Raw genomic sequence first — 20,716 nt, forward strand, 5'->3', positions numbered from 1 at the left:
AATGTCCTTTTATTAAGATCCACGATTCAAACCAAATCAATCTTCGGCATTATGTTGTTGGGCAATTTTCCGCCAGTCCTGGTTTTTCAAATAAGCAAGAAAGACTTTGGCTTTCTCTAGATGTTCCTCAATGGCTGGGCGAATATTGTCTTCATAAAACCCAGCGCCAGTAATATACCCGCGACGGTTGTATACATCGCGCGACCATTCTCCCACTGGCAGAACTTGACGAGCTGCTAAACGGGCAAAGGGCTTCCTAGCTTTTACTGGAATAATGGCTGTAGTTTGGCTGAATACCCAATTTGCAAAGTTGGTATCAAAGAAGGGCATTTGTACTTTAATACCGTGTTTGCGAAAAGTATTAGAAAACATTTTTTCCATGCCAAAACCAGACATAGATTCTCGTCTGGCATCGCGCCAACGCTCGGACTCTGTGCCTTGGAGTTGTTTAAATTTTCCTTGAACTAGTCCTTCACTGCCCATCAAGTCGTCGTGGGCGTGCCCGTTAAAGATGGTTTTTACTCCCAGTTCTCGGCAGCGGCGAGCGATCGCTACATTGGCGACTGCCATTTGCAAATTGTCGAATTGGGTAGACTCGTAGCAAAACACAGCCTCATTAAATAATTCCGGTAAATCCTTTGGTGTAATCAGCACAGGAATAGGCTCAATGCCAAGTTGAGAAAGAGTTACATTTGACATTTGGTAATCCCAATCTTCCAAAGAAGAACAGGCAACCAAGGGTACAAAATCTACGCCCAATTTATGAAGCGCCCAAGCAACTAAACAGCTATCTAAACCACCACTTTGGGAAACAGCAATACCGGGAGTAGAAGCCAAAACTCGATTGTTTACCGCACCTACAAGGAATTTAAGATATTCTTCAATAGCCGCATCTAAAGAAACTACATCGCTTCTAATTGGCGGCTGAGGGATTGGTTCAACTTCATAAGTTTCGATACCTCGTTCGGAATGCCAAATAACAGCTTGTCCCCGTTCGACTAAAACAGGACGCATCTCTTGTCTGGGTAGGGCTAATTGTTGTTCGTGCCAATACAAATTGTCGCGGTAAATCGAGTAGTAAATTGGGATTTCGTGACTCCATCCCGTGAATAAACAAACCTTGCTGTTGCGAGAACTAACAAAGCTGGCTCCACAGCCGACAGGGATGTTGAAATCATCCAGATTTTGAAATTTAAGGGGAGTAATTGCACAATCAATTACTTCAAAATCCTTATCCCTCCTCGGATTGCACTTGCCGATTAGTCTCTGCATCTTCTTTAACCTTCATTAAATCAAGATTTGTAAAACTGGAAAAAGCCTCTATCGCTTCTTTTGCTAACCCCATCCGTTGATTGCCTGGGTAAGGTAAATTGAATTCAAATTCCAATGCCCTTACTAATAAAATCGGTTCAATTTTCCTGGAACCCTCGCATTTAATTCCGTGAGAAGAACCGTTAGCAGGATAGTAAGTAACTTTGTGAAAGTAGCGTTTACCTTGGGCAATTAGTTCTTCTTCAGAGTGGAATTTTTGTACCTTCGGAACTTTTAGAATTTCGTTAATATAAAGTCCCGGCTCTGTATCTAGTAAAATTGCCCCGTCAGCGCGAGCCGAAGCATTTAGCCCATTATTAAATACGCGGCTAGCAAGGTTGGAATCTGAGAGAGTGTGGAGATATAATCTTGCCCCATAAGAGCAGATAAAATTGAAAATTACCATTAGGTGTTCGCGGTCTTCGGCAAACGGGACGCTGTTGAAGACGCTCGAACAAAATAGTGAATCTATTGGCGGTTTGGTGGCAATCCAGGCTAAGAATCGCCTCGCTATTAGTCTTGCCCCAACAATGCTGATTTGGTCGCTGTTGGGTTTCATGGCGTAAGGTTCAAAGGGGATACAGGTAATACCCGCTGCCTGAAGCTTATTGGTATTGTCTAACCTTCCTGCGCCAAAATCTATACAGGTGGTTCCGTGCTCGGTGATAAAGCGGGCGCGGTAGTCTCCCTCAAGCTTGACCATATGTTTGAGTAACCACGCCTTACCTTCATTGCGGGCTTCCTTGCCGAAAACCCAATGATAAAACCCGACTCCGAAAGTTGTCCGTTGGGCGGCTTGATTGCGGCGGCGGAAAAATGAGTTGTAGCGGAGTTCTTCGCCAAAAGCTCGCTGCAAATCAAAGCTCATGGTGATTTTGTTGAGGAACAGTTGCATAGCAACGCTATTCTCTGTCACTTTTACTGCTGAGTGGACAATCCGCCCGTAAGATAAAGCAGCTAAAAGCCTGGGGCCGCCATTAATAATTTTGTTGTCGGCGTTTAAAATGATCGGAATTTCCACGCCCAAATCGCAGAAAGTTTGAGCAAACAGAAAAGTCATGTTACTAATTTCTGAAGGCTTGAGGTCTTCCTGGAAATCGATGGGTTTAATGTCAAACTGCTTTAAACAAGGAAAAGGATCTGTGGCATCTGGTAGGGCTTGAAATTTTTCTAAATCAGAAAGCTCCATTGCTGCTTTCTTACCAAAATCTGCTTTGGTGGCGTGGTCATTAGTACAAAGGTTGAAAACTATATTTATGCCACGCTCTGTCGCTTCGTCGTAGCCTGGTAAATAAATTACTGGCACGTGGGTAAAACCCAGTTCCCGCGCTGCCCCAGTTCTTTGGTGACCTGAATACAACATCCCATCTTCACGGGCATAAACTGGCATGACAAACCCGAATTTTTTGAGCGACATTTTAATCCATTCAAATCGCTCTGGGTCGCGTTGCCTGGGGTTTTTACCCCATGCTTCTAATTTGTCTAAAGATACTAATTTAATGTCAATCATTATTTAATTAAGTGTAGAAAATTACGAATAGATTGATTAGAAATTAAGGGGTTGTCTTTAAATAAAGGTTGCTTGAAACTCAAGCCAGCCCCCGTTAAATAGCCAACGGAATGCTTTTTATTTAGCCACTCCCCTTTAGGCAATACAGTATTAGCAAAATCCCTAACGAAAGACTTATCAAAAGTTACAGGGATAATTGAGGTTGGCTGACTAAATGCCCAATTTAATAACTCTCTATCGTAGTAAGGCATTCGTACATGAACGCCATAACTGCGGAAAGTAGAGGCAAACATTTTGAGCATTCCCCCGGTAGCTAGGGTTACGTTCTTGCGAGCGATCGCCCACCGTTCTGATTCGCCTTCACCTTGGGTTACTTGCTTCAAAGCCGCTTTTACTAAAGTTCCCTTGCCGTGGATGTCATCATGCCCGTGTCCAACGAAGATACTTTGAATTCCTATCTCGTTGCACTTTCTGGCCATGAGCAAATTTCCCATTGCCATTCGCAGATTTGAGGTTTCCGTATCCTCCAGGCAAGCGATCGCTTCTTTGAGTAATTCCTCAGTTTCTAGATTTTCTAGGACAATTGGAATCGGTTTTAACCCCCAACATTCTAAGCAAGCACTAGCAGCAGTGATATCTAAATCATTAGGGTTTGTGCAGACAGTAAGCGGGTAAACTTCCACCCCTAATTTGTGCAACGCCCAGGTAAGCAGTAAAGAGTCTAAGCCTCCGCTTTGGGCTACAGCAACTCGATTGCTTTCGGGACAAGTAGCAAGTCGATTAGCTACTGCATTTAAAATTAGTTGCGTGTACGCTTCGTAAGCATCAGCAATAGGATAATTGGCTTGAATTTTTGGGGCGAGAATATTATCAATAATCTGCTTGGTAATGTAACTTGGCTCCCAAATTATCAGCTCTCCAGCGTTAACTTTTTTGGCAGGCGATGGTAACTTGAATTTCTGTTCTCCCCAGTGCAAAGAGTGGGGTTTTGCTGTGTAGTAAAGTGGCGTTTCTCCAGGGGCAGAAACGTATAAAATTACGATTCCTCGCTCAGCTTTTACTAAAGAAAACGGGCCGTTTGCAGGAAGAGTCCAGCCTTCATATTCAGCGAAAGACTGTGGGTTGATTTGTGAGTCTATCTGATGAATTGGACTGCTTTTTAAATGGTATTTTCCTGATAGCCTCATGATTTTTAGTAGCCCAAGTCGCTAAGCTGTTTAGAGTTTAATTTAGCTACACCTTTAACCCCAGCTTTTTTGGCTGCATCTCGCCTTTGCTTAACGGAACCATTAGGGCTTTTGGTCTTGCCCTTCTTCCCGGTTTTCTGTTTAGTGCCGCCACCGCCACCACCACCGCCTTTACCGCCACCTCCCCCGCCACCGCCGCCGCCTCCCCCACCTTTACAAGAAATATTTTTACTTGCTATTAGTAGCTGGGATTTAAAAGTTCTTTTCCGCATATTTTTCGCTTTGGATAGTTCCTAATAACTTGTTGTTAGCAATCAAAATTAATTATCGTTCGGCTATACCAGTGTCGGAATAAATAGCGTGGTTCGACATCGATATATTTACTTAGTCCAGGTATCTAAAATTTATATTTTTTTTAGCATCAATATATTAGATAATCTATTGCACTACTTGACAACATTAAGCCTCAAAACCCTTTCTATAAGCCAATCACAGCCATTTTAAAATGTTGCAAAGAATCAAAAAATGTGCTAAAATAAAGATGTAGCAAAAAATCAGCCGAGGCGGAAGAAACATGATTACAGAGAATATCGAAGAAGTGAAGATCGGACAATATGAATGGGGGAAAGTATGGACGAGAATGAATCGGCAGGGATACTCTGTCTCCCAATTGGAAATGATAATTGCAGAGTGCAATATCGAAAACCAATTGATAGCAGCTTCTTTGATATGGGCTTCATTGGTACCCTCGGAAGAAGTATTCAAGCAGGCTGCCGAGTTGGTAGCAGCCAATGATTTGGAAGAACTTTGGGGAGCGTTCTACTCAATCAAAACTCGGAAAGGATTCGTAGCGGTGGTGTTGGCAATCGTCCACTACGAACTATTGAATGGGTTAGAAGATGGGGAATATTATCCTTGGATTGAGGTATTTGCTAAGGGGAAGGAATATTGGAGCCGCCACTCAGGACGGAAGCGGATTTAGGGAATCGGGTGGAGAAATCCACCCATATTTTTTTCTTATTTTTTAGGAGGCCAAAATGAATTTAATTCGAGGTTACGATTACGAAATTTCATTTCCACAGAAAGTTGTGGTAGCAACTTTTAAGCACGTTACTATTAATTTCCTCGGGCAGATAAGTTTAGTTTTTCAGTATGAGGGTAGGGAGTTGGAGGTAGTGATGAAATGCAAGCAAATATCTACTACTTGTTATGAGCCTTGCCTCCCCTACGAAATAAAGGAGTTGTCAAGTGCTTCTAAATGAATATCCAAGTGCGATCGCCAGCGTTCAATCTCGAATCCACGAACTCGATGTTCAAATTGAGCGCCTTCATCAAGTCATCAAACAGATTGAATCCCAAGTTGATTCCGCAATAGCTTTTGATGAATCGCTCCGCAACGATGCCCAGCGTAAAGCCAAGCGGCAACAGTTTTTAGAGGCACACCAAAGTTATTGGGAGCTTCAAGAAGATATCTCGGATGCGAGGGCGGGGCGGGAAATTAATCATATTGAGTTGTGCAGACTTCGCGATGAATTCTCTGTATTGAAGCTAGAAAAGCAAGAAAACATTGCTCGTTTGGGGGGTTTATTAATTAGTTAAATGTCCCAAGATTTCATTCAGCCGTCGTTATTTGATTCACAACCCTCAGATGACGACACCGAAATTGAAAATTATCCTAGTTGGCTTTACCCAACTAACTGGAAAACTCCCAGATGGAAAACAGCCATTAAGCGCCAGCAGCTATCTTTGCCGTTGCGGAATGCACTCAATTCAAGTTTCCTGCCTCAATACGGTTCCTGGTTGGATTTTGGCTGCGGTCACAATTTGGATATGCCTAGATTGAGCGATCGCACCGAAGGGCGGTATGAAGTTCATAGCTTTGACCCTTACTACTTCCCTAAATTTCAAAAGCTAAATCGCTCGTATTCAATTGTCAGTTTGGTTTACGTTCTCAACGTAATTGAGGAACCTGTAGAGCGTTGCAAGCTTTTGCAATTTACTTGGGATTTATGCACTGAGGCGATGGTCGTAGCGGTGCGAGTAGGTTCCGGACAGGACATCACTCGAATCGGAACTTTTCAAAAGTACTACGACCGCGATGAGTTCTTAGATTTACTAATAACTTATTGCCCTGGAGCTAGGTTATTTGGCATCGGTGCGGGACACGCGATCGCCTGCAAGTAATTAACTTTTTTAATTCCAATTTTCCTAATTCACCAAGCTCATATCTGCAATGAGTTTGGTGATTTGGGTGGAATTTGTTTCGCCCTAAAAAGCCCAATAGTAAGAGGTTATTGCCTTGGACGAATTAGAAATTGGTTCTGCACCAGCAGAAGAACAATGTCAGCAGGCTGGCACTGAGAATTATGCCTCAAATGCCAAAAAAGAATGCAGAGTTTATCGGGAATATTTAGAGCGATTGTTTCCCATTCCCGAACACTTAAAGGCGAGTATTGAGTTCTTCACTAAAGCCAACCCTCACGACCTCGGAACTTATTATGAGGTGGCAATCAGATTTGATAGCGAAGTCGAAGAAGCTGTTAAATTTGCCTACAACGTTGAGAGCAATAGTCCTTGTGAGTGGGATGAAATAGCCCGCAAAGAGTTGCAATCTTTGGGGCTAGCGGTATGAATAAATCAATTTTCGGGATAGCTATTTGTTTGCTGCTAGCTAATACTCCTATTAGTCTCGCACAAGACGTACCGCACCCGCATGGAGTAGTTTCCACGATCGCGCGACAAGCATCCAAACCGCCTACTCGTTGTCGGGGATGCGGACGCCGCGAACCCAAACAATTAGTACCTTCTTTGCTCGTAATTCGGCAGACAACGCCTGCCGAATTTTGGAGGAATTATGAACCCAACTCAAAAGTTTGAATCGGTTATTTGTGAAGGCGTTGAACATCTAGAAGATGGTTCGCGCCGCCGCATTGCTTATATTCGCATCTCGCATGATGTGACTTTGGGCGATTCGGTTGCCGATACTCGATTGCTTGCCTGTGCGCCGGAACTTTATCAAGCTCTAAAAGGTTTGGTTGACCTACTAGAGACAACCAACCTCAAGGCAACCGGACGCATTCCAACGGTAGCTAAAGAACGTATTTCAAAAGCTACCGAATTGCTTAGTTACATTCAAGGTGAATCAGATGAGCAGCCCAGCATTGAAAAGTGCATGGAAATTCTTCAGATGTCTAACGACGGCAAGGAACTTTCACCGCGCCACTTGAGCCTCGTCCAAGCAACCATTGACGGAAATTTATCCGAACTCGGTCAACAGGAATTAGATAGAATTTATGACCTACTAAAAGCTGGTAATTACTGCGACTGGTTTTATGGCATTGAGCATCTGACTCAAAGCCACACTGGGCGCGTTTACTGGAAGGGTCAGCTTGTTGAGTCTTTCGGCTTCGATGATGACGAGAGCGAACAAGAAAAAGCAGCAGCAGAGGAAGTGGCAGAACGTTGTAGATATCTAGAATCTATAAGCGCCCCAATCTGCATGAGAAATGTTACCTGCGAACTGGACAAAATTCAGTTTAATCCCTAGCCCACAAGCTTTTTAGCTACTTCTATAGATTCAAATTCACCCTGTCCGCGGAAGTCCACGGACAGTTTTCTCCTACCCATTTTTAACTATGACTGAAGCTAAACCTTTGTTTGATGTTGAAGCCCTAGCCGCCGAAAACCGCCGCAAGCAAGCCCAAAAGAAGCTGCCCCCAACGACACAGAAGTTGTTGCTTTTCATGACTGAGATGGAGTTAGCAAAAGAAGTTACAGCTGCCCTATTGGACATGGCAGATATGGAACTCGCGCACATTCGCTATATCGCGGGGCCTGTCATCACCCATCGCAGTCCTTGGATGGACTGCATACCCCCTTGGATATTTAAAGCGATCGCCATTGACCGTCTGAAGCTCGTGTTCGAGGAACACGAAAAAGGCATTGTCGGCAGTTTGGCGACTCCAGCCGAGATAGTAGCGGTAATGATGCCCGCAAGCTATGAAGCGCCTATGGGAAGCCGCTGGACTGATGTTTATTTGTGGGCGTGTAATGAAGCGATGGTGTCCCATAATCGCTTGCGTGATGGTGTCAAAGACACCTGGGAAATTATTGGTAGCCGCCCTGTTGATTACAAAAGCATCAAACATGACTATGAAGAGTTGGCACGAGATATCCGCGCCAAAGTTGTCGAACAAGCAAAACAAAGAGGTTGGGTTAGCAAGCGCACTAGATCTTTAGAAGAAAAGCAAACTAAACGTCCTACCAAGCCTTCAGAAATAGACGGGCAACTCAATATTTTGGAATCTCCAATAGTTGAAGCTGACGAAGATGAGGCTGATGAAACTGTAGCGCCACCCTTCGGTGGAGTAGTGCAAACCAATTTATTTGATTTTTTGGGTTAGGTTCCAATGAAAATAACTAGAATCCGAATAAGTGAAATAGAAAAAGACACTGCACTATTTCAATTTCGCTCTGTCGATTTTGATGAAGAACGGGTGCAATGGCTAGTAGCAAATTGGAAGCCGGAAGCGTTAGATCCTTTAGATATTTGGCTAACGCCAGAAGGAAAAAAGTTTGTGATTGCTGGGCATCACCGATTAGAGTCGATGATTCGTCGGGGGGACACTTCTGCCCCTTGTCGCGTTCACCAAATTAGCTTGCAAGAAGCTCAAATGATGGCGTTAATGTCCAATGCCAACAGGTTGCAATATACCTCATTTGAGTATACCCGCTGTGTTGATTTCCTGATTAAAAAATGCGGCAATAACTATCAGCAAGCTGGCGAGAGTTTAGCAATTAGTGAAGGAATGGCGCGAAAATACCATTCCTTAGTTTGTCTTTTAGGAACGGATTGGGAGGTACAAACTGATAAATTAGATTTACTCTCTCGCGCTTTTGAAGTGGCTAATTTTGCTGAGAATAATACACTCACTCAAACGGAGATTCAATCGCTATTCAAGATTACTGCCCAATACGATTTGACGGCTAACCAGATTCGCCAACTGCTGCGGGATATCCGCCGCCAAAAAGACGCCGATGCCAAAACTCAAGGAACTTTATTTGACCTTGCAAGCTTTGGCGATCGCACGGCTAAAGCTTTGAAGAAGCGGACTTTTCTAGATAATTGTGCGGCACAAACCTGGTGGCTTTATGAAATGATTTCGTCTGAGCGCCACCACGTTTTTCCAGAAGATATCAAAGAGCCTTTGATGAAAGATTTGCGGCGACTTTATGCTCATTGTATTGGGTCAGAAGAAGCCGAAGTGGTGCCAGTTCGAGCCACCAAAAAAGGCAGAGTAATACCAGTTTCTTACGAGGATAAAAATGACAGAACGTAAATGGCATCCCCGTACTCGCCCCCAGGATGTGCGGGTGGGAAAACATTTTATGTTGAGCGACTTTCTCTATTCCCAAACCGCCATCACCAAGGGCATCCCCAACTGTCCTAGCAGTTGGACTGGTGTAGAAGTTCGGGGATTAAAGGGGCTGTGCAAGCACATACTCGATCCTGTTGTGGAAAACTTTGGCCCTGTTAGCGTGACCTTTGGGTTTTGTTCATTGCAGCTTTGGAAGCATTGGTATCCCAGCCTCGAAAATCCCTATGCGCTCCACTTGTTCCGCCCTCCCCAAGGGGGCATCGGCGGCGCTGCCGATATCCTCATTCACTCGCACCCTACCAATCCCCGTTCGGTGTTTAACTGGATTCGCCGCAACTGCACCTACGATCGCTTGATTATGTACCCCGGCAGTTCGATTATTTGCTGTGCTTGGTGCGAACACAATCCCCGGTTCCACGCCAAAGAATGGATCTTTCCCAACGCTGGTGGAAAAGCCGAATATGTGGATGCCGGTTGGGACGGCCCGCCGTCCCCTAAAAAAGATTCAAACCCAGATTACGAGCAAGGGAAGCTGTTTTGGGTTCCCTCAATGTTGTGCGATTGTTCTTCAATGCTAGACCACAACGCTAGCGTCATGTCTTTCCTCTTACAAAATAAATAATCGTGATTTCCAAAATTCGTGGTTTACAATCTGCCAATCCCAAGTTTGGCTTTACTTGTGCTGTCGATGTTCCAAGAACTAACAAAGTTGCTGGTTTCCTGACTCATATCAAAACCCCACAACGCGACGTGTGGCAAACTCATCACTTAGAAGAGTTTAAATCTATGACCCAAGCTGCCCGCTATTTAGTTGAGGAATACGAGAGGATGAGATCCGATTCTCGCGTGAAGCAACTAATTAAGCTGGAGTCGATTTTATGGTTCTACGGAGTCTGCAAGAATCAGCGGTTTAATGTTAACAATCTGTCCGAGTCGCAGTTAATTTTAGCGACCACAATTTTAGACCAACGCAGGTATCTTCTTCATCCCGACATCCGCCATAGCTATTGGTTGCCAGCAAATAGCGAAAGCTATCAAATGCGGCTTTGGGATATCGCTAACCCTTGGGTGAAACCTCTTTATTGGAGGTTTACAGCATTGGATGAAGTTAGCGCCAACCGAAATGAAAAAGCCATTGCTAGCGGTTTTATCAATACTTATAAAGCCGCAGTCTATTACCTTTACTACCAGATTTAATTGCCATTTTGGGAGACACTGATGGCACGAAAACCTAATAAAAAACAACGGCGTTGGGTTGAGGAATTTTGCAAGCAGCGACCGGGGAGCCGAATTGTCAGTATTCAGGATGCGACTTGCGGCTACTTCTACTACACGATCGCGTGGAACGAAGATCTACCCGTATACGCGCCTTCAAACGAGGAAGACGAGGAATTAGATCTAGGCATGGGCTGGATAACTCGTCAGTTATACGTCGAATTGACCCCAGCGGGTATTGACCGCTTGCGTCAAGAGACAATTGCAGATATTGTTTATCCCCACTGCCTAATCGATTGGCGGCGGCGGATGGTAACTGCCCAAACGGTATTGCCCATTGCTCAAGTATTGGAACTTCCATCTGAGCCAGTAAAGCGCACTACCTCCAGACGACGTAAAAAGTCTAGTTTGGAAACAACTCAACACCAGCTGCCAATAGATCCTCTAGGGCAGGAAATCTTAGATATTAGACTGCGCCAGGGGGGTGAAGTCCAATCGCGTCAAGATTTGCTCTCTGACCGAGCACCTCATTACTCTTTGGCGATGGGAACTGTAATTCATCTCAACCAAGCTCTCATTGATTTACTCAAGGAAATAAACGCAACTTCCGAAGAATGGGAATCTGCGGAATTGCTTTTAGGAGTAATTGGTGAAGCGGGTGTATTGGAGTACATCAAACAGATTCCAGGGTGGCGCAAATACCACGGCATAGAAGTAGCATCAACGGTTCCGGTTGTTGCCAAGCAATCTCAAGTTCAAACTCAATCAATTTAACAAAGCGATGGAAAGATTAAACCAATTCAATGCTATGCAAATAGCAGAATTTCTTGGCGGACGTTTGTGCGAACAAAACAACGATTTTATCAGAATCTACGAACAAGATTGGGGCGGTATTACCATTCATGAAAATGGTGGTGAGGAGGTAAATGTTAGCTTTGAATACATGCGTGGATTAGATATCGATCTACCAGAAGGTATTCGGGCGACTGAGTTTACTTTTGAATTTAGCATTCCCTACACTGGCTGTGATGAAGCAGAATTCGCAGCACGGCTGCTTTTTTACTTAAGAAAAGCACCCAAAGGAGTTGATTTGATAGATTATTTTGCCCAACAAAAAGAGCAAGAGGCGCAGAGATCTTTACCTGTATCCGTTACAACAGTAAAGATTCAGGGAGTACAGAAATTGAAGTGCGATTGTACAAAATGGCTAGGTAAAAACTCTACTTGGTCTATTTGTCTTAACGAGAATTTTGAATTTGAAGTGTGGCATCAAGGCACTACTTTATGTGATACCTCTAAAACCTTTGAAAGTGCTTTGAAAAAAGTCGGCATTACTCAAGATTAAAGAGCCATAAAACTAAAGCAGGCACGCTGCTCGTGGAAGGGGCTAGCACCTGCTTTAGATCGATAGCTCCTTGAAATTCTTTTCCCTATCAAAGAATTCTAAAAGTATTAACGCAATTAGGAGTTTATCATGAAATGATTAGCGAGTTAGAAGCAGGAAAATTTTCCTGCTTCTTTGGGCTTGCCGCAAACTTCAACAATTCATCCCCAGCGATCGCTGTGCTGTAGAAAACGTAATTATTGTTAGCCAAGTAGCGGCGATCGCGTTTGACTATAGACATAAATTCTCGATGTCCAGCGCGCGATCGCCCAATCAAGCAGCCAGCCGAAGCGTTGTTGATATTGTTAGCCGGGTAGTCATAGCCCCAATGCTGGTTAATCCCGAAAATACCACTGTCTAACTTATCGCCGGTGCGCTTGTAGTCTTTGTTGAAGTCCCGACAAACGGTGACTGAACCAACTTGCACCAGCGCTTCATGTGGTTCGGCATTCCCGTGGATGCCCACAGCCCAAGCTCTGTACTGCCCAAAGGCAATTCTGGCAGCACCGCCAGGATTCATCGGGTGGTAGGTGTAGTAGCTTCCTGGTTCGGAAGTTGCTTGCCACCGCCCAATAATTTTGGGAACGCCATCTATAACTTCGATGACCAAGCGTAAATCGTTAAATTCGTTGGGAGCGTCGTTATTGAGAGTGCCATCAGCATTCAACCCCTCAACGTAAACAATGTTGTATTCGTTGCGGTTGGTAAACAGCTGATAGTTTTTAGCAAGCATATATTTAACAATGCGACTTGCTAAATCTTCCCCCAACTGTAGTGGCGTTTGAAAATCCTCGGGTTTAGCCTCTAACAGTTTTTGGACGGTTAGCGAAGAAATAATAAAATCAATTTCTCCGGAATTACTTCTTTTTTGAAAGTCTCGTAACGCCGCTGCTGAAAGCGGCCCAAATCTGCCATCAGCGGGAGGTTCTAATAGTCCTAAGTTAATTAATTGTGCTTGAATTTCAAACGCCAAATCTCGGTCTTGAGCGATCGCCTCAAAACTGAGTTTGATTTCTGTATTATGAAAGTCTTGAAGCTTCATTTTGAATACAAAAAGTGATATGAGTACAGAAAAGGTACAAGCTTGCTGCAACTGCGTCTACTGGACTGGTGGTGATGGAAAGCAAAGGTTGTTGTGTGCTGTCGCACCTATTCCCCAACCTGTCTCGTTAGCGGCACTGGAATTCAAAGATGGCAGAATAGCCTATACAGAAAACTTGTGCAGAGAATTCCTCTTCTTAGGTACTACTTAATTGCTGCGATGCCAGCAAAGTTAAACCATTTGAAGAAAACCCCAATTTTGGTAAAACCGGCTTCGGCTAGCATTGCAATATTACTTTCTAAAGTTAGCGGAATCATGACCCCACGCAATGATTTAGCTTTTGAGTGAATCTCCTCAACGCTCAATCCCATTGCTTCTTTACGCTGCCAATGCAGATGGTTGAAAATCTCGCCCATCGTGCTATCAGTATCGGCAACTTTTTCGACCAGTAAAAATCCGCCACTAGGGTTGAGGCTGTTGTAGATTTTTTGGCAAATATCTTGCCGATATCTGGGGTGGATAAATTGCAAAGTGTAAAGGCTCGAAATCAAATCAATTTCTTGGGGGAAATGATAAGCTTCGATGTCGGTTTTGATTAGATCTATCCTCTGGAATCCGTTGAGAGTTTTACTCGCTTCTTCCAGCATTGGGGCAGAATTATCAATGCCAATAATAGAGATATTTTTGCCTACATGCCGCCTATAAATATCGCTAATTGTGCTTCCAGTCGCACATCCTAAGTCTAGGATGAGTGAATTTTTTCTGACGAACCAATCAGATATTTCAGAAACAGCAACTTGGGTATCTAAATAATAAGGAACTGATTTAATGACATGAGAGTTAAATTTGGGAGCTACTTGAGAATTAAATTCCCAACTGCCTGGACTAACGAAAATACCATCATCGGCTTTTAAGGGCGTTATTTTTGACATATTTTTTTGAGGTTTTTGAATTTAAATTTATGCTGCTGTCTGTTGTGGTTCTTGTTCTTGCTGTTGTTCGTTTTCCTCCTCAGCGAGTGGTTGAATATTTAGCATTTCGGCTATTACAGTCCCCAGTGCTGCTGGGCTATTTCCGTTGGGACTTAAATTACTTAAGCGTTCTACCCAGGCTTCATATGTACTAGCCGGAACGTGTTTGGAAAACATTCCAAACTGCACCTTAACGGTACTTTCTAGTTCTTCTTCTACTTCCTCATTGCTGCGATTGCGTATTTCTTCAACCACAGAATCGCTGCCAAAAGCTAGGTTTTCAGCTTCAGTGATAGCGTTAGCTACAATCGCCTCAGTTTCCTGGGCGGTGAATCCGGTACCCACCAAATCTTCACTATCAAAAGTTGATAAAATCTCGGCTAATTTATCGTAGTCCCAGTCTCCCTTAATTTTATTAAGAGAAAGATTAAGAGCCATTTCTTGGTCATAGGGTAAATCTACAAGCACCGCCGTAAGCTTTTTATATCCAGCGTTTTTTCCGGCTTGAATTCTTTGGTGTCCGCCGACTACTTGATTGTTTCTAACATTAACAATTAGCGGTTCTACTAAGCCAAATTCTTTTAGTGATTCCTCTAGCGCTGCCATTTGAGATTCTGGCATCCAGCGCGGGTTTTTCGGATTCACCATTCCCTCTAAGGCAGCAAGCGTGAAATCTTTATACTGTAACGCCATGTTTTATCCTAAGCCAATTAATTTAAAAAACCTTGCCCCAGCAGCAATGTCATCTACTCCAACCTCTGCATACAACCTTTGGATGAGTGCTTCATAGCCTTGCTTAGAACAAGTGAAAAACACTTTAGCGCTGCGGAACGCTACAAATTCAGTTGTTCGTTTGGTACTAAAGCGTTCGGCAAAAGATTCAAAACTTTCTTCAAAGGGTTCCTCGTAGTCCGACATGATTTCTACTAGGTCAGACTCACTAAAGCCAGAAAAAGCGATCGCCTCGGAAGTAGATAATTCTGCCAAAACTTCTTCTAGGATTTGATAATCCCACTTCCCATTGATGCGATTGAGAGCTAGCCCTAATCTAGCCTCAGCTTTTTCCTCAAAATCGACTACGTTGACTTCAATCTCAGTTAAGCCTTCTGCCTGTGCTGCCCGAATCCTTTGATGTCCGCCAACTATATTACCGGTTCGCTTATTAAAAATAGGGGGTAACAGCAAACCAAACTGCTTGATGCCGTTTCGTAAATCACTTAATTGTTTGGCGGTAATTATTCCAGGATTGTTTTTTGTAAGAGCGTTCACTGCTCTTTCAATCTCCCAAGTTTCAATCACCATATTATTCGGTGAAGTTAAGTTTTTTTTCATCAAAGATAATGTTTAAAATAATAGAAGAATTAACGTTTGAGTACTTGCATGGCAAAAGATCGAGAAACAAAACCAAAGCAGTCAGGAGGCTTTCGCCCTGGCGCTGGCAGGAAGTTTAGAGGAGTTCCCACCGAGAAGATCAGACTCAACAAGGATATGAGGGATAAGCTAAGGAGCCATGTAGATTGGCTAGTTGAGACTGGAGGAAAATTTATCTCGCAACAAGAATATAGTTCAAACGTAATTCTGAAATATACCTCGGCTTGCTCTAAAGATGAAAGCCTGCTAAATGAAATAGCAGAGGATGTTGCGCCTTCTTACTCTCCGTGGGCAACCCTTACAATAACCCAAGAAGCTTACAACCAACTCAGTGAATTAGTTAAAAAGATAGAACCTCTTACACCTGTATATACCAATTTATCTAATGTTTTTACAGTAATAATACTGAAAGAGATTAGGAAGCAAAAAAAAGTCGTGTCTGCACCGCGCCCAAGTCTGGAATCTTAAACTTAAGAAATGAGCGCGTTTTTCCCTTTCTAGTAAAATGTTGCAAATAATCAAAAAATGTGTTATGATCTAAATGTGGCAAGTATTCAAACTTGCCGCTAGAAAGGAGGGTATGACAAATTTTCAACAAATAAATTCAAGCCAAATAACCTGGAATTTTATCATAGATGAAATCTTGCCTAGTAAGTTTCATCTCGTAATGTTTGATTCCAGCGGTCGCATTTTTTGGCATCGACGTTGCTTTACAAGTTTTGAAAAAGCTAATAGATTTTTTCAAAAAACTTGTCGGATGATTCGTAGTTACGATTGGCTTTGTGATGCTGGTAATGAATTGGATTGGTACTTTTTCGATAAGTTCTTTATTCTGGTTTCTGAAGAGTTCATTTACAAGCATTGGGCGATCGTAATTACTGAATTGGTTGGTGATTATCACTTGCAGCTGCACGATCCTTGTGGCTCTAAAGTAGAACTAGATCCAATCAGTATGGATGAGGCAACAATGTCTGATGCGCTCAAAGCGTGTCAGCTTTATATTGATGGGGTTGAGACTTCAAGGTATTCCCACCCCGGACAACTTTCACTATTCGATCTAGAGGTTTAATATGACCGCAACATCAGTTGAGCAGCCGACGACGACTTTTGCAGTTGGCGATACGGTAGAAATCTTGCGATTGCAAGATCCCAAAAATACTACCTACAACGGAACCGAAGCCCCCGTAGTTGGATTTAGTGCTAAAGGTTGGTTAAAACTCAAATGTCATGATGCGAAAATTGTGACATTGAAGCCTGATTGGGTGACCCTCAAATCATCAGCCCCAGCTGTAACTGAGGCTGAATCTGAGGTTGCCGAGGACTCAACAGTAGCCGAGGCTGAATCTGAGGTTGCTGAGGACTCAACGGCAAGCGAGAATGAAGTTGATGTTCCCGAAGACTCAGCTGTAACTGAGACCCAAGCCGAGAACTCAACACCAGAGCCAGAGGTGTCCTACCAAGACAAAAGCACTGGTTACTTCAAATTTTCCTGCAATAGTGCGGCTTTTGCCAAGGCGTTAGCTCAAGTGCGGCGAGTTATCCGGCAACTGTCAATTCATCCGATCCTCAACAACGTCAAAATTACAGCTGATGCCAAGACTAAGCGAGTTGAATTAGTAGGATTTGATTTATCGCTGGGGGTCATTGTTGAGTTTGTTGCAACAGAAGTCCCCGTGGGCGGGAGCTACACGGTTACCGTTGCCATCCTTCACGATATCCTTTGCCAGCTACCCGAAGGGACAATTACCTTAGAGCGTAACGAATCTTCTGATAAAGCCAAGCTGACCACAGCTAATGGGATATTTGAGATATCAGGTAGAGATGCCTACGATTATCCCGAATTGCCCATTCCCACTTCAAACCTCAAGAAGTTTAAGCTCAGCACCAAAGCAATGCGAGTGGGCTTAGGAAGTACCTTGTATGCAGCATCTACCGATCTGACGAAGCTCGTTTTGACTGGAGCGCACTTTGTTGTTACTCCCGACCAGAAGCTAGAAATAGCTGCGACTGACGGACACCGACTGGCTTTATATCGGTGCGAACTCAACTTCACTTCCGACATCGAAAGCCCACAGCATCTAACAATTCCGGTTCGCACTTTACGCGAAGTCGAGCGGTATCTAGGTAAAGACGAGTCGATGGTTGAGGTTAGCTATGAAGCTAGCGATAGCGGTAGCAGCATAGTTCAGATTCGTCTAGAGGAAGCAACTATTGTCGGGCGCGTCCTTGAAGGCGACTACCCCAAATACGATTCGCTAATTCCCAAGAAATTCCAGCGCGAACTTTGGGTAGAACGTTTACCTTTGATTGGTTCTGTCAGTCGGGTTTCTGTGTTGTCCGACTACAAGAACAATCTGATCAAGATGTCTGTTGAATCTAAGAAAGTTGTCTTGTCTTCCGAAAACGAAGAAGCCGGGTCGGGAACTGAAGCAGTCCCAGCCGAACTATCTGGAGAAGACATCAAAATAGCTTTCAACGTCAAATATATTAGCGAAGCCTTAAGAAGCATTGGTACTCAAGAAGTAGCAATCAAAATCAACCAGAAAGCTACGCCAGTAATTGTGGTGCCGCTTAACGGCTATGACATTGTGGCGTTGATTATGCCCGTACAGATTCGAGAGTAATCAGCGATCGCCTTTTAGTCTCCCGGCTCTAGCCGGGAGTTTCACTCATATTGGTATCCGACTATGAACGACAAAATTGTCAAAGCCGCCCTCATTGCATATTTGCAGACTGATTTAACAGACGAAGAAAGAAACGAGGTGATAACGGAACTGGAGAGCAGGCAAGAGACTTCCAAGGTTTTTTGGTCAGATTTCTTAAGCCAAGATGAAGATTTAGCTTACCACTACTCAGATGTTTTAGACCATCAAGGATCTGGATTCTACGAATCTTTGCCAGAGTTTTGATAGAAAGACCGTATAACTTTTTAGAACAATTTTCCTAGAACATGAATCCAAGTTTTCTCGCGCCCAAAAAGCCTTACATCAGCTTTGATAACTGCGCTCATATTCGCTGTTGGGCTTGGTCAATGTTAAACTTGTTCCCCTTTCAAAACCTAGAATGCCGCTTAGTAATTTACTTTGCAGACGGCGGCGGCCGATGGTTTCAATTGAGGATGGCAAGCGATTGGTTCGTGAATGATTTGCGTTTTTGTTTTCCTAGCTTGGTTGTAACCGCAGTACTACCGGACGATGCTTGGAGGGAGTACGGACGAGCATACGGACTATCAGAGGGAGAGATTGAGAATTTAAGCGACCCTATCCCTTTTTAAATCTATAGGAGCTACAAACATGATTGACTTAGAACAAATGATTACCAATGCGTACACCCGCCATTTAGCCGATTTAGAAGCCAAGAAACAGGAGCGCATCGCCGAAGAAGAACGCAAAAAACAAACAGCGATCGCTAAATTTCGAGAAGTCTTCGATCCCGTGTTTGCAGCAGATTTGCAAAATGCTATGGGGATTGAGTTTGATAGCGACAGCCGTCGGACGTTTGCAACCTTTACTTATCAAGACACTAAGATCTGCATATTTCGCTATAGTGACGACATGTGGGAGGTAGAAACAAGCAAAGGCGAGACTTTTGGTGCTAAACCCTCAGAAATAGTAGATCGCTTGTTAGCGACGATGGGCAGGATTAGAGAAGAATTTCAGCCAAAGCGATTGACACCCGAAGAGGCGCTTGAAGCATTGATTTTTGCTCTTTCTCAATCAGAGTACGTTTATAGCCACAGGTTTGAGTTTCAGAATTCAGATAAGTTTGGAGAGGACTTAAAGACAGTCGTTTGCCTGTTGCAGAAACTCTCAGATGAGATTCAGCCCAAGTCGGAATAATTAAACCATGAGTCCAGGAAAATTTTCCTGGTTCTCCAAAACTTCACTTATGAAAAATACGCAACTAAGCTTGTTCGCCTCCTCGCGGGGCGACGAAGATTTGCTTGAGAGTGTGACGCCTCCCAAAAAGCCAGTCACCCAATCCGACTTAGAACTATCACAGCGGTTTCGGGAAATGGCTGATGCTATGCAAGTCTCCATCGACGAGAAGCTGAATCCCTCAATTTTAAGCGGTGACCTAACCGCTAGAAAGTTACGGGTTGGTCGAGCCATAGAACAAGAAGGCGAGCAGTTAGAGCAGATTCAACAATGTCTGCGCCTGATAGCTACTGCCTTAGAAAATGGTTCTGTGCCTTTAATCTTGATGCAAGTTAAGACCCGCGCTTTGGTCGAGCAGATTTACTACGGGCATCTACAACCCCAAGAGCGATTGATTGCCGCAGGACTGAAAAGTGAACGATTCCAATTAGCCCGCGACACCTTGCTTGAGATGTTAAAGGCAAACCCTGTAACCATCGACCCAGAGCGCCAAAAGCAACAGCAGTTACGGCGGTTGCAGCAGTGGGCGGCTGTATCGAATATCCCTGGTTATTTTCCCACACCGCCCGATATAGTCGATTTGATGATTGAAAGGCTCAAACTCGCCCCCGGTATGAAAGTCCTAGAACCGTCAGCAGGTTCGGGACACATTGCCGATGCTTTGGTGAAGCTTGGTTGTGAGGTTGATTGCGTGGAAATTGTACCCGACTTAGCCCAGCTTTTGCGCCTGAAGGGGTTCAAGGTTTACGAGCAAGACTTTTTGACTTTCCGTGGAACCTACTCCCGGATTGCTATGAACCCAGACTTTAAGCGCAATGGGGATGCAATTCATATCCGCTATGCCTATGACTACTGCTTGAGCGAAGGCGGCATTTTAGTGGCGATCGCATCTAGCGGAATATTCGACCGTTCTACAAGAATTGAATCCGAATTCCGCGACTGGTTTTATAGCGTCGGCGGTGTAGCTAAAGCATTACCGAAGGATGCTTTTAGAAAAGGCGATCGCCCCGTAGGAGTTTCCACCAAATTAGTCACTTTACGTAAATCGAATGGATAAACCTGAATTAGCTAAATCCTATGAATTTCCCAACTGTCCGATAACTGTGAGCTTGCAAATCTTCCCTGAAGATGGTTCCCCCGAAGGACGGCAAATTTTGATAGGTATCAGGAACCATCAAGACCCCCCTATTTTTAAGAGTCATCGCTCAAACGATTTGGCTTGCATTCAACAGTTGATTGATGAATTGTTAGCCCAGCTTCAAGCTGAATTGCCAGCAAGATTAACTGCGGCAATTGAGCGCGAACAAACAAAACCTCTACCAAAAGAAGAGAAGTCTGCCGATAAGCCAAACACTAAATCTGCAAAATTAAAACCCAAACTCTTGCTGCCAAATATAGAAGTGCAGCCACAATCCGGGACGGCATCAGACGCAGAGCAAACGACGTTAAATCTTTTTGAGGACTAAACC

General features: G+C 43.9%; 29 protein-coding genes. 21 read left to right on the forward strand and 8 right to left on the reverse strand.

Translation table 11 applies throughout. From position 1 onward, the window contains the following. Positions 1-36: 36 nt before the first annotated feature. Genes VF06_RS06340 through VF06_RS40405 form a run of 4 tightly spaced genes read right to left on the reverse strand, consistent with a single transcriptional unit; the run spans position 37 to position 4,280 of the window. On the reverse strand, positions 37-1,272 hold the full coding sequence (locus tag VF06_RS06340; protein WP_099065914.1) for an asparagine synthase-related protein: 1,236 nt from the start codon (positions 1,270-1,272) through the stop codon (positions 37-39). Then, positions 1,232-2,821, reverse strand: a complete 1,590-nt coding sequence (locus VF06_RS06345) for a ParB N-terminal domain-containing protein (protein ID WP_099065915.1) — start codon at positions 2,819-2,821, stop codon at positions 1,232-1,234. Before VF06_RS06345 ends, VF06_RS06340 begins: the two co-directional genes overlap by 41 nt. After that, on the reverse strand, positions 2,821-4,008 hold the full coding sequence (locus VF06_RS06350) for an asparagine synthase-related protein (protein ID WP_099065916.1): 1,188 nt from the start codon (positions 4,006-4,008) through the stop codon (positions 2,821-2,823). The genes VF06_RS06345 and VF06_RS06350 overlap by 1 nt, the downstream gene beginning before the upstream one ends. A gap of 5 nt (positions 4,009-4,013) precedes the next feature. Then, positions 4,014-4,280 (reverse strand): hypothetical protein, encoded by a 267-nt coding sequence (locus VF06_RS40405; protein ID WP_099065917.1) that lies wholly within the window; start codon positions 4,278-4,280, stop codon positions 4,014-4,016. A 302-nt stretch (positions 4,281-4,582) separates the two neighbouring features. On the opposite strand from VF06_RS40405, the gene VF06_RS06360 reads away from it, so the two are divergent. The 12 genes from VF06_RS06360 to VF06_RS06420 all read left to right on the forward strand — a co-directional run bounded on the left by VF06_RS06360 (position 4,583) and on the right by VF06_RS06420 (position 11,946). After that, a complete protein-coding gene (locus VF06_RS06360) occupies positions 4,583-4,990 on the forward strand; it encodes a hypothetical protein (RefSeq protein ID WP_099065918.1) in 408 nt (135 codons plus the stop codon). 266 nt (positions 4,991-5,256) lie between these two features. Further along, positions 5,257-5,607, forward strand: a complete 351-nt coding sequence (locus VF06_RS06370; protein ID WP_099065920.1) for a hypothetical protein — start codon at positions 5,257-5,259, stop codon at positions 5,605-5,607. After that, positions 5,608-6,192, forward strand: coding sequence for a class I SAM-dependent methyltransferase (locus VF06_RS06375; protein WP_099065921.1), 585 nt, complete (start codon positions 5,608-5,610; stop codon positions 6,190-6,192). Between the two features lie 115 nt (positions 6,193-6,307). Further along, positions 6,308-6,640 (forward strand): hypothetical protein, encoded by a 333-nt coding sequence (locus VF06_RS06380; RefSeq protein WP_099065922.1) that lies wholly within the window; start codon positions 6,308-6,310, stop codon positions 6,638-6,640. Further along, a complete protein-coding gene (locus tag VF06_RS06385; protein WP_099065923.1) occupies positions 6,637-6,885 on the forward strand; it encodes a hypothetical protein in 249 nt (82 codons plus the stop codon). Before VF06_RS06380 ends, VF06_RS06385 begins: the two co-directional genes overlap by 4 nt. Beyond that, positions 6,863-7,555, forward strand: a complete 693-nt coding sequence (locus VF06_RS06390) for a hypothetical protein (RefSeq protein WP_099065924.1) — start codon at positions 6,863-6,865, stop codon at positions 7,553-7,555. Before VF06_RS06385 ends, VF06_RS06390 begins: the two co-directional genes overlap by 23 nt. A gap of 88 nt (positions 7,556-7,643) precedes the next feature. Continuing rightward, positions 7,644-8,411 carry a hypothetical protein gene (locus VF06_RS06395; RefSeq protein ID WP_099065925.1) on the forward strand — a complete coding sequence of 256 codons (768 nt, stop codon included), beginning with the start codon at positions 7,644-7,646 and terminating at the stop codon, positions 8,409-8,411. A gap of 6 nt (positions 8,412-8,417) precedes the next feature. Next, positions 8,418-9,347 (forward strand): ParB N-terminal domain-containing protein, encoded by a 930-nt coding sequence (locus VF06_RS06400; protein WP_099065926.1) that lies wholly within the window; start codon positions 8,418-8,420, stop codon positions 9,345-9,347. Further along, entirely contained in the window at positions 9,334-10,008 is a 675-nt protein-coding gene (locus VF06_RS06405; RefSeq protein ID WP_099065927.1) for a hypothetical protein, read from the forward strand. The genes VF06_RS06400 and VF06_RS06405 overlap by 14 nt, the downstream gene beginning before the upstream one ends. 2 nt (positions 10,009-10,010) lie before the next feature. After that, positions 10,011-10,583, forward strand: coding sequence for a hypothetical protein (locus VF06_RS06410; protein WP_099065928.1), 573 nt, complete (start codon positions 10,011-10,013; stop codon positions 10,581-10,583). 21 nt (positions 10,584-10,604) lie between these two features. Further along, positions 10,605-11,375: a hypothetical protein gene (locus VF06_RS06415; RefSeq protein ID WP_099065929.1), complete on the forward strand. Its 771-nt coding sequence runs from the start codon at positions 10,605-10,607 to the stop codon at positions 11,373-11,375. A 7-nt stretch (positions 11,376-11,382) separates the two neighbouring features. Further along, positions 11,383-11,946, forward strand: coding sequence for a hypothetical protein (locus VF06_RS06420; protein WP_099065930.1), 564 nt, complete (start codon positions 11,383-11,385; stop codon positions 11,944-11,946). Positions 11,947-12,073: 127 nt separating this feature from the next. Here VF06_RS06420 and VF06_RS06425 read toward each other — a convergent pair whose 3' ends face one another. After that, on the reverse strand, positions 12,074-13,027 hold the full coding sequence (locus VF06_RS06425; protein ID WP_099065931.1) for a peptidoglycan-binding domain-containing protein: 954 nt from the start codon (positions 13,025-13,027) through the stop codon (positions 12,074-12,076). A gap of 19 nt (positions 13,028-13,046) precedes the next feature. Here VF06_RS06425 and VF06_RS06430 point away from each other — a divergent pair, with 19 nt between their 5' ends. Then, the gene (locus VF06_RS06430; protein WP_099065932.1) at positions 13,047-13,238 is read left to right on the forward strand and encodes a hypothetical protein; all 192 of its coding nucleotides are present in this window, start codon (positions 13,047-13,049) and stop codon (positions 13,236-13,238) included. Here VF06_RS06430 and VF06_RS06435 read toward each other — a convergent pair. From VF06_RS06435 to VF06_RS06445, 3 genes are read right to left on the reverse strand one after another with little or no spacing between them, the layout of a single operon-like run. Next, entirely contained in the window at positions 13,231-13,959 is a 729-nt protein-coding gene (locus VF06_RS06435; protein ID WP_099065933.1) for a methyltransferase domain-containing protein, read from the reverse strand. The two genes, VF06_RS06430 and VF06_RS06435, sit on opposite strands and share 8 nt — an antisense overlap. A 27-nt stretch (positions 13,960-13,986) precedes the next feature. Beyond that, positions 13,987-14,691 carry a ParB N-terminal domain-containing protein gene (locus VF06_RS06440; RefSeq protein ID WP_099065934.1) on the reverse strand — a complete coding sequence of 235 codons (705 nt, stop codon included), beginning with the start codon at positions 14,689-14,691 and terminating at the stop codon, positions 13,987-13,989. Positions 14,692-14,694: 3 nt separating this feature from the next. Further along, complete coding sequence (locus VF06_RS06445) at positions 14,695-15,330, reverse strand: ParB N-terminal domain-containing protein (protein ID WP_099065935.1); 636 nt, start codon at positions 15,328-15,330, stop codon at positions 14,695-14,697. A 48-nt stretch (positions 15,331-15,378) separates the two neighbouring features. Here VF06_RS06445 and VF06_RS06450 point away from each other — a divergent pair, with 48 nt between their 5' ends. The 8 genes from VF06_RS06450 (at position 15,379) to VF06_RS06485 (ending at position 20,713) form a co-directional block, all read left to right on the forward strand. Further along, a complete protein-coding gene (locus VF06_RS06450) occupies positions 15,379-15,837 on the forward strand; it encodes a hypothetical protein (RefSeq protein ID WP_099065936.1) in 459 nt (152 codons plus the stop codon). Between the two features lie 112 nt (positions 15,838-15,949). Next, positions 15,950-16,438 carry a hypothetical protein gene (locus VF06_RS06455; RefSeq protein WP_143861618.1) on the forward strand — a complete coding sequence of 163 codons (489 nt, stop codon included), beginning with the start codon at positions 15,950-15,952 and terminating at the stop codon, positions 16,436-16,438. Position 16,439: 1 nt separating this feature from the next. Beyond that, the gene (gene dnaN / locus VF06_RS06460; protein ID WP_099065938.1) at positions 16,440-17,993 is read left to right on the forward strand and encodes a DNA polymerase III subunit beta; all 1,554 of its coding nucleotides are present in this window, start codon (positions 16,440-16,442) and stop codon (positions 17,991-17,993) included. A gap of 63 nt (positions 17,994-18,056) precedes the next feature. After that, positions 18,057-18,278 (forward strand): hypothetical protein, encoded by a 222-nt coding sequence (locus VF06_RS06465; RefSeq protein ID WP_099065939.1) that lies wholly within the window; start codon positions 18,057-18,059, stop codon positions 18,276-18,278. 41 nt (positions 18,279-18,319) lie between these two features. Continuing rightward, a complete protein-coding gene (locus tag VF06_RS06470) occupies positions 18,320-18,643 on the forward strand; it encodes a hypothetical protein (RefSeq protein WP_099065940.1) in 324 nt (107 codons plus the stop codon). 19 nt (positions 18,644-18,662) lie between these two features. Beyond that, on the forward strand, positions 18,663-19,208 hold the full coding sequence (locus tag VF06_RS06475) for a hypothetical protein (protein WP_099065941.1): 546 nt from the start codon (positions 18,663-18,665) through the stop codon (positions 19,206-19,208). A 49-nt stretch (positions 19,209-19,257) separates the two neighbouring features. Further along, positions 19,258-20,304, forward strand: coding sequence for a class I SAM-dependent methyltransferase (locus tag VF06_RS06480; RefSeq protein ID WP_099065942.1), 1,047 nt, complete (start codon positions 19,258-19,260; stop codon positions 20,302-20,304). Next, the gene (locus tag VF06_RS06485) at positions 20,297-20,713 is read left to right on the forward strand and encodes a hypothetical protein (protein WP_099065943.1); all 417 of its coding nucleotides are present in this window, start codon (positions 20,297-20,299) and stop codon (positions 20,711-20,713) included. The genes VF06_RS06480 and VF06_RS06485 overlap by 8 nt, the downstream gene beginning before the upstream one ends. Positions 20,714-20,716 lie beyond the last annotated feature (3 nt).

The organism is Nostoc linckia z4 (assembly GCF_002608075.1).
Lineage (GTDB): Bacteria > Cyanobacteriota > Cyanobacteriia > Cyanobacteriales > Nostocaceae > Nostoc > Nostoc linckia.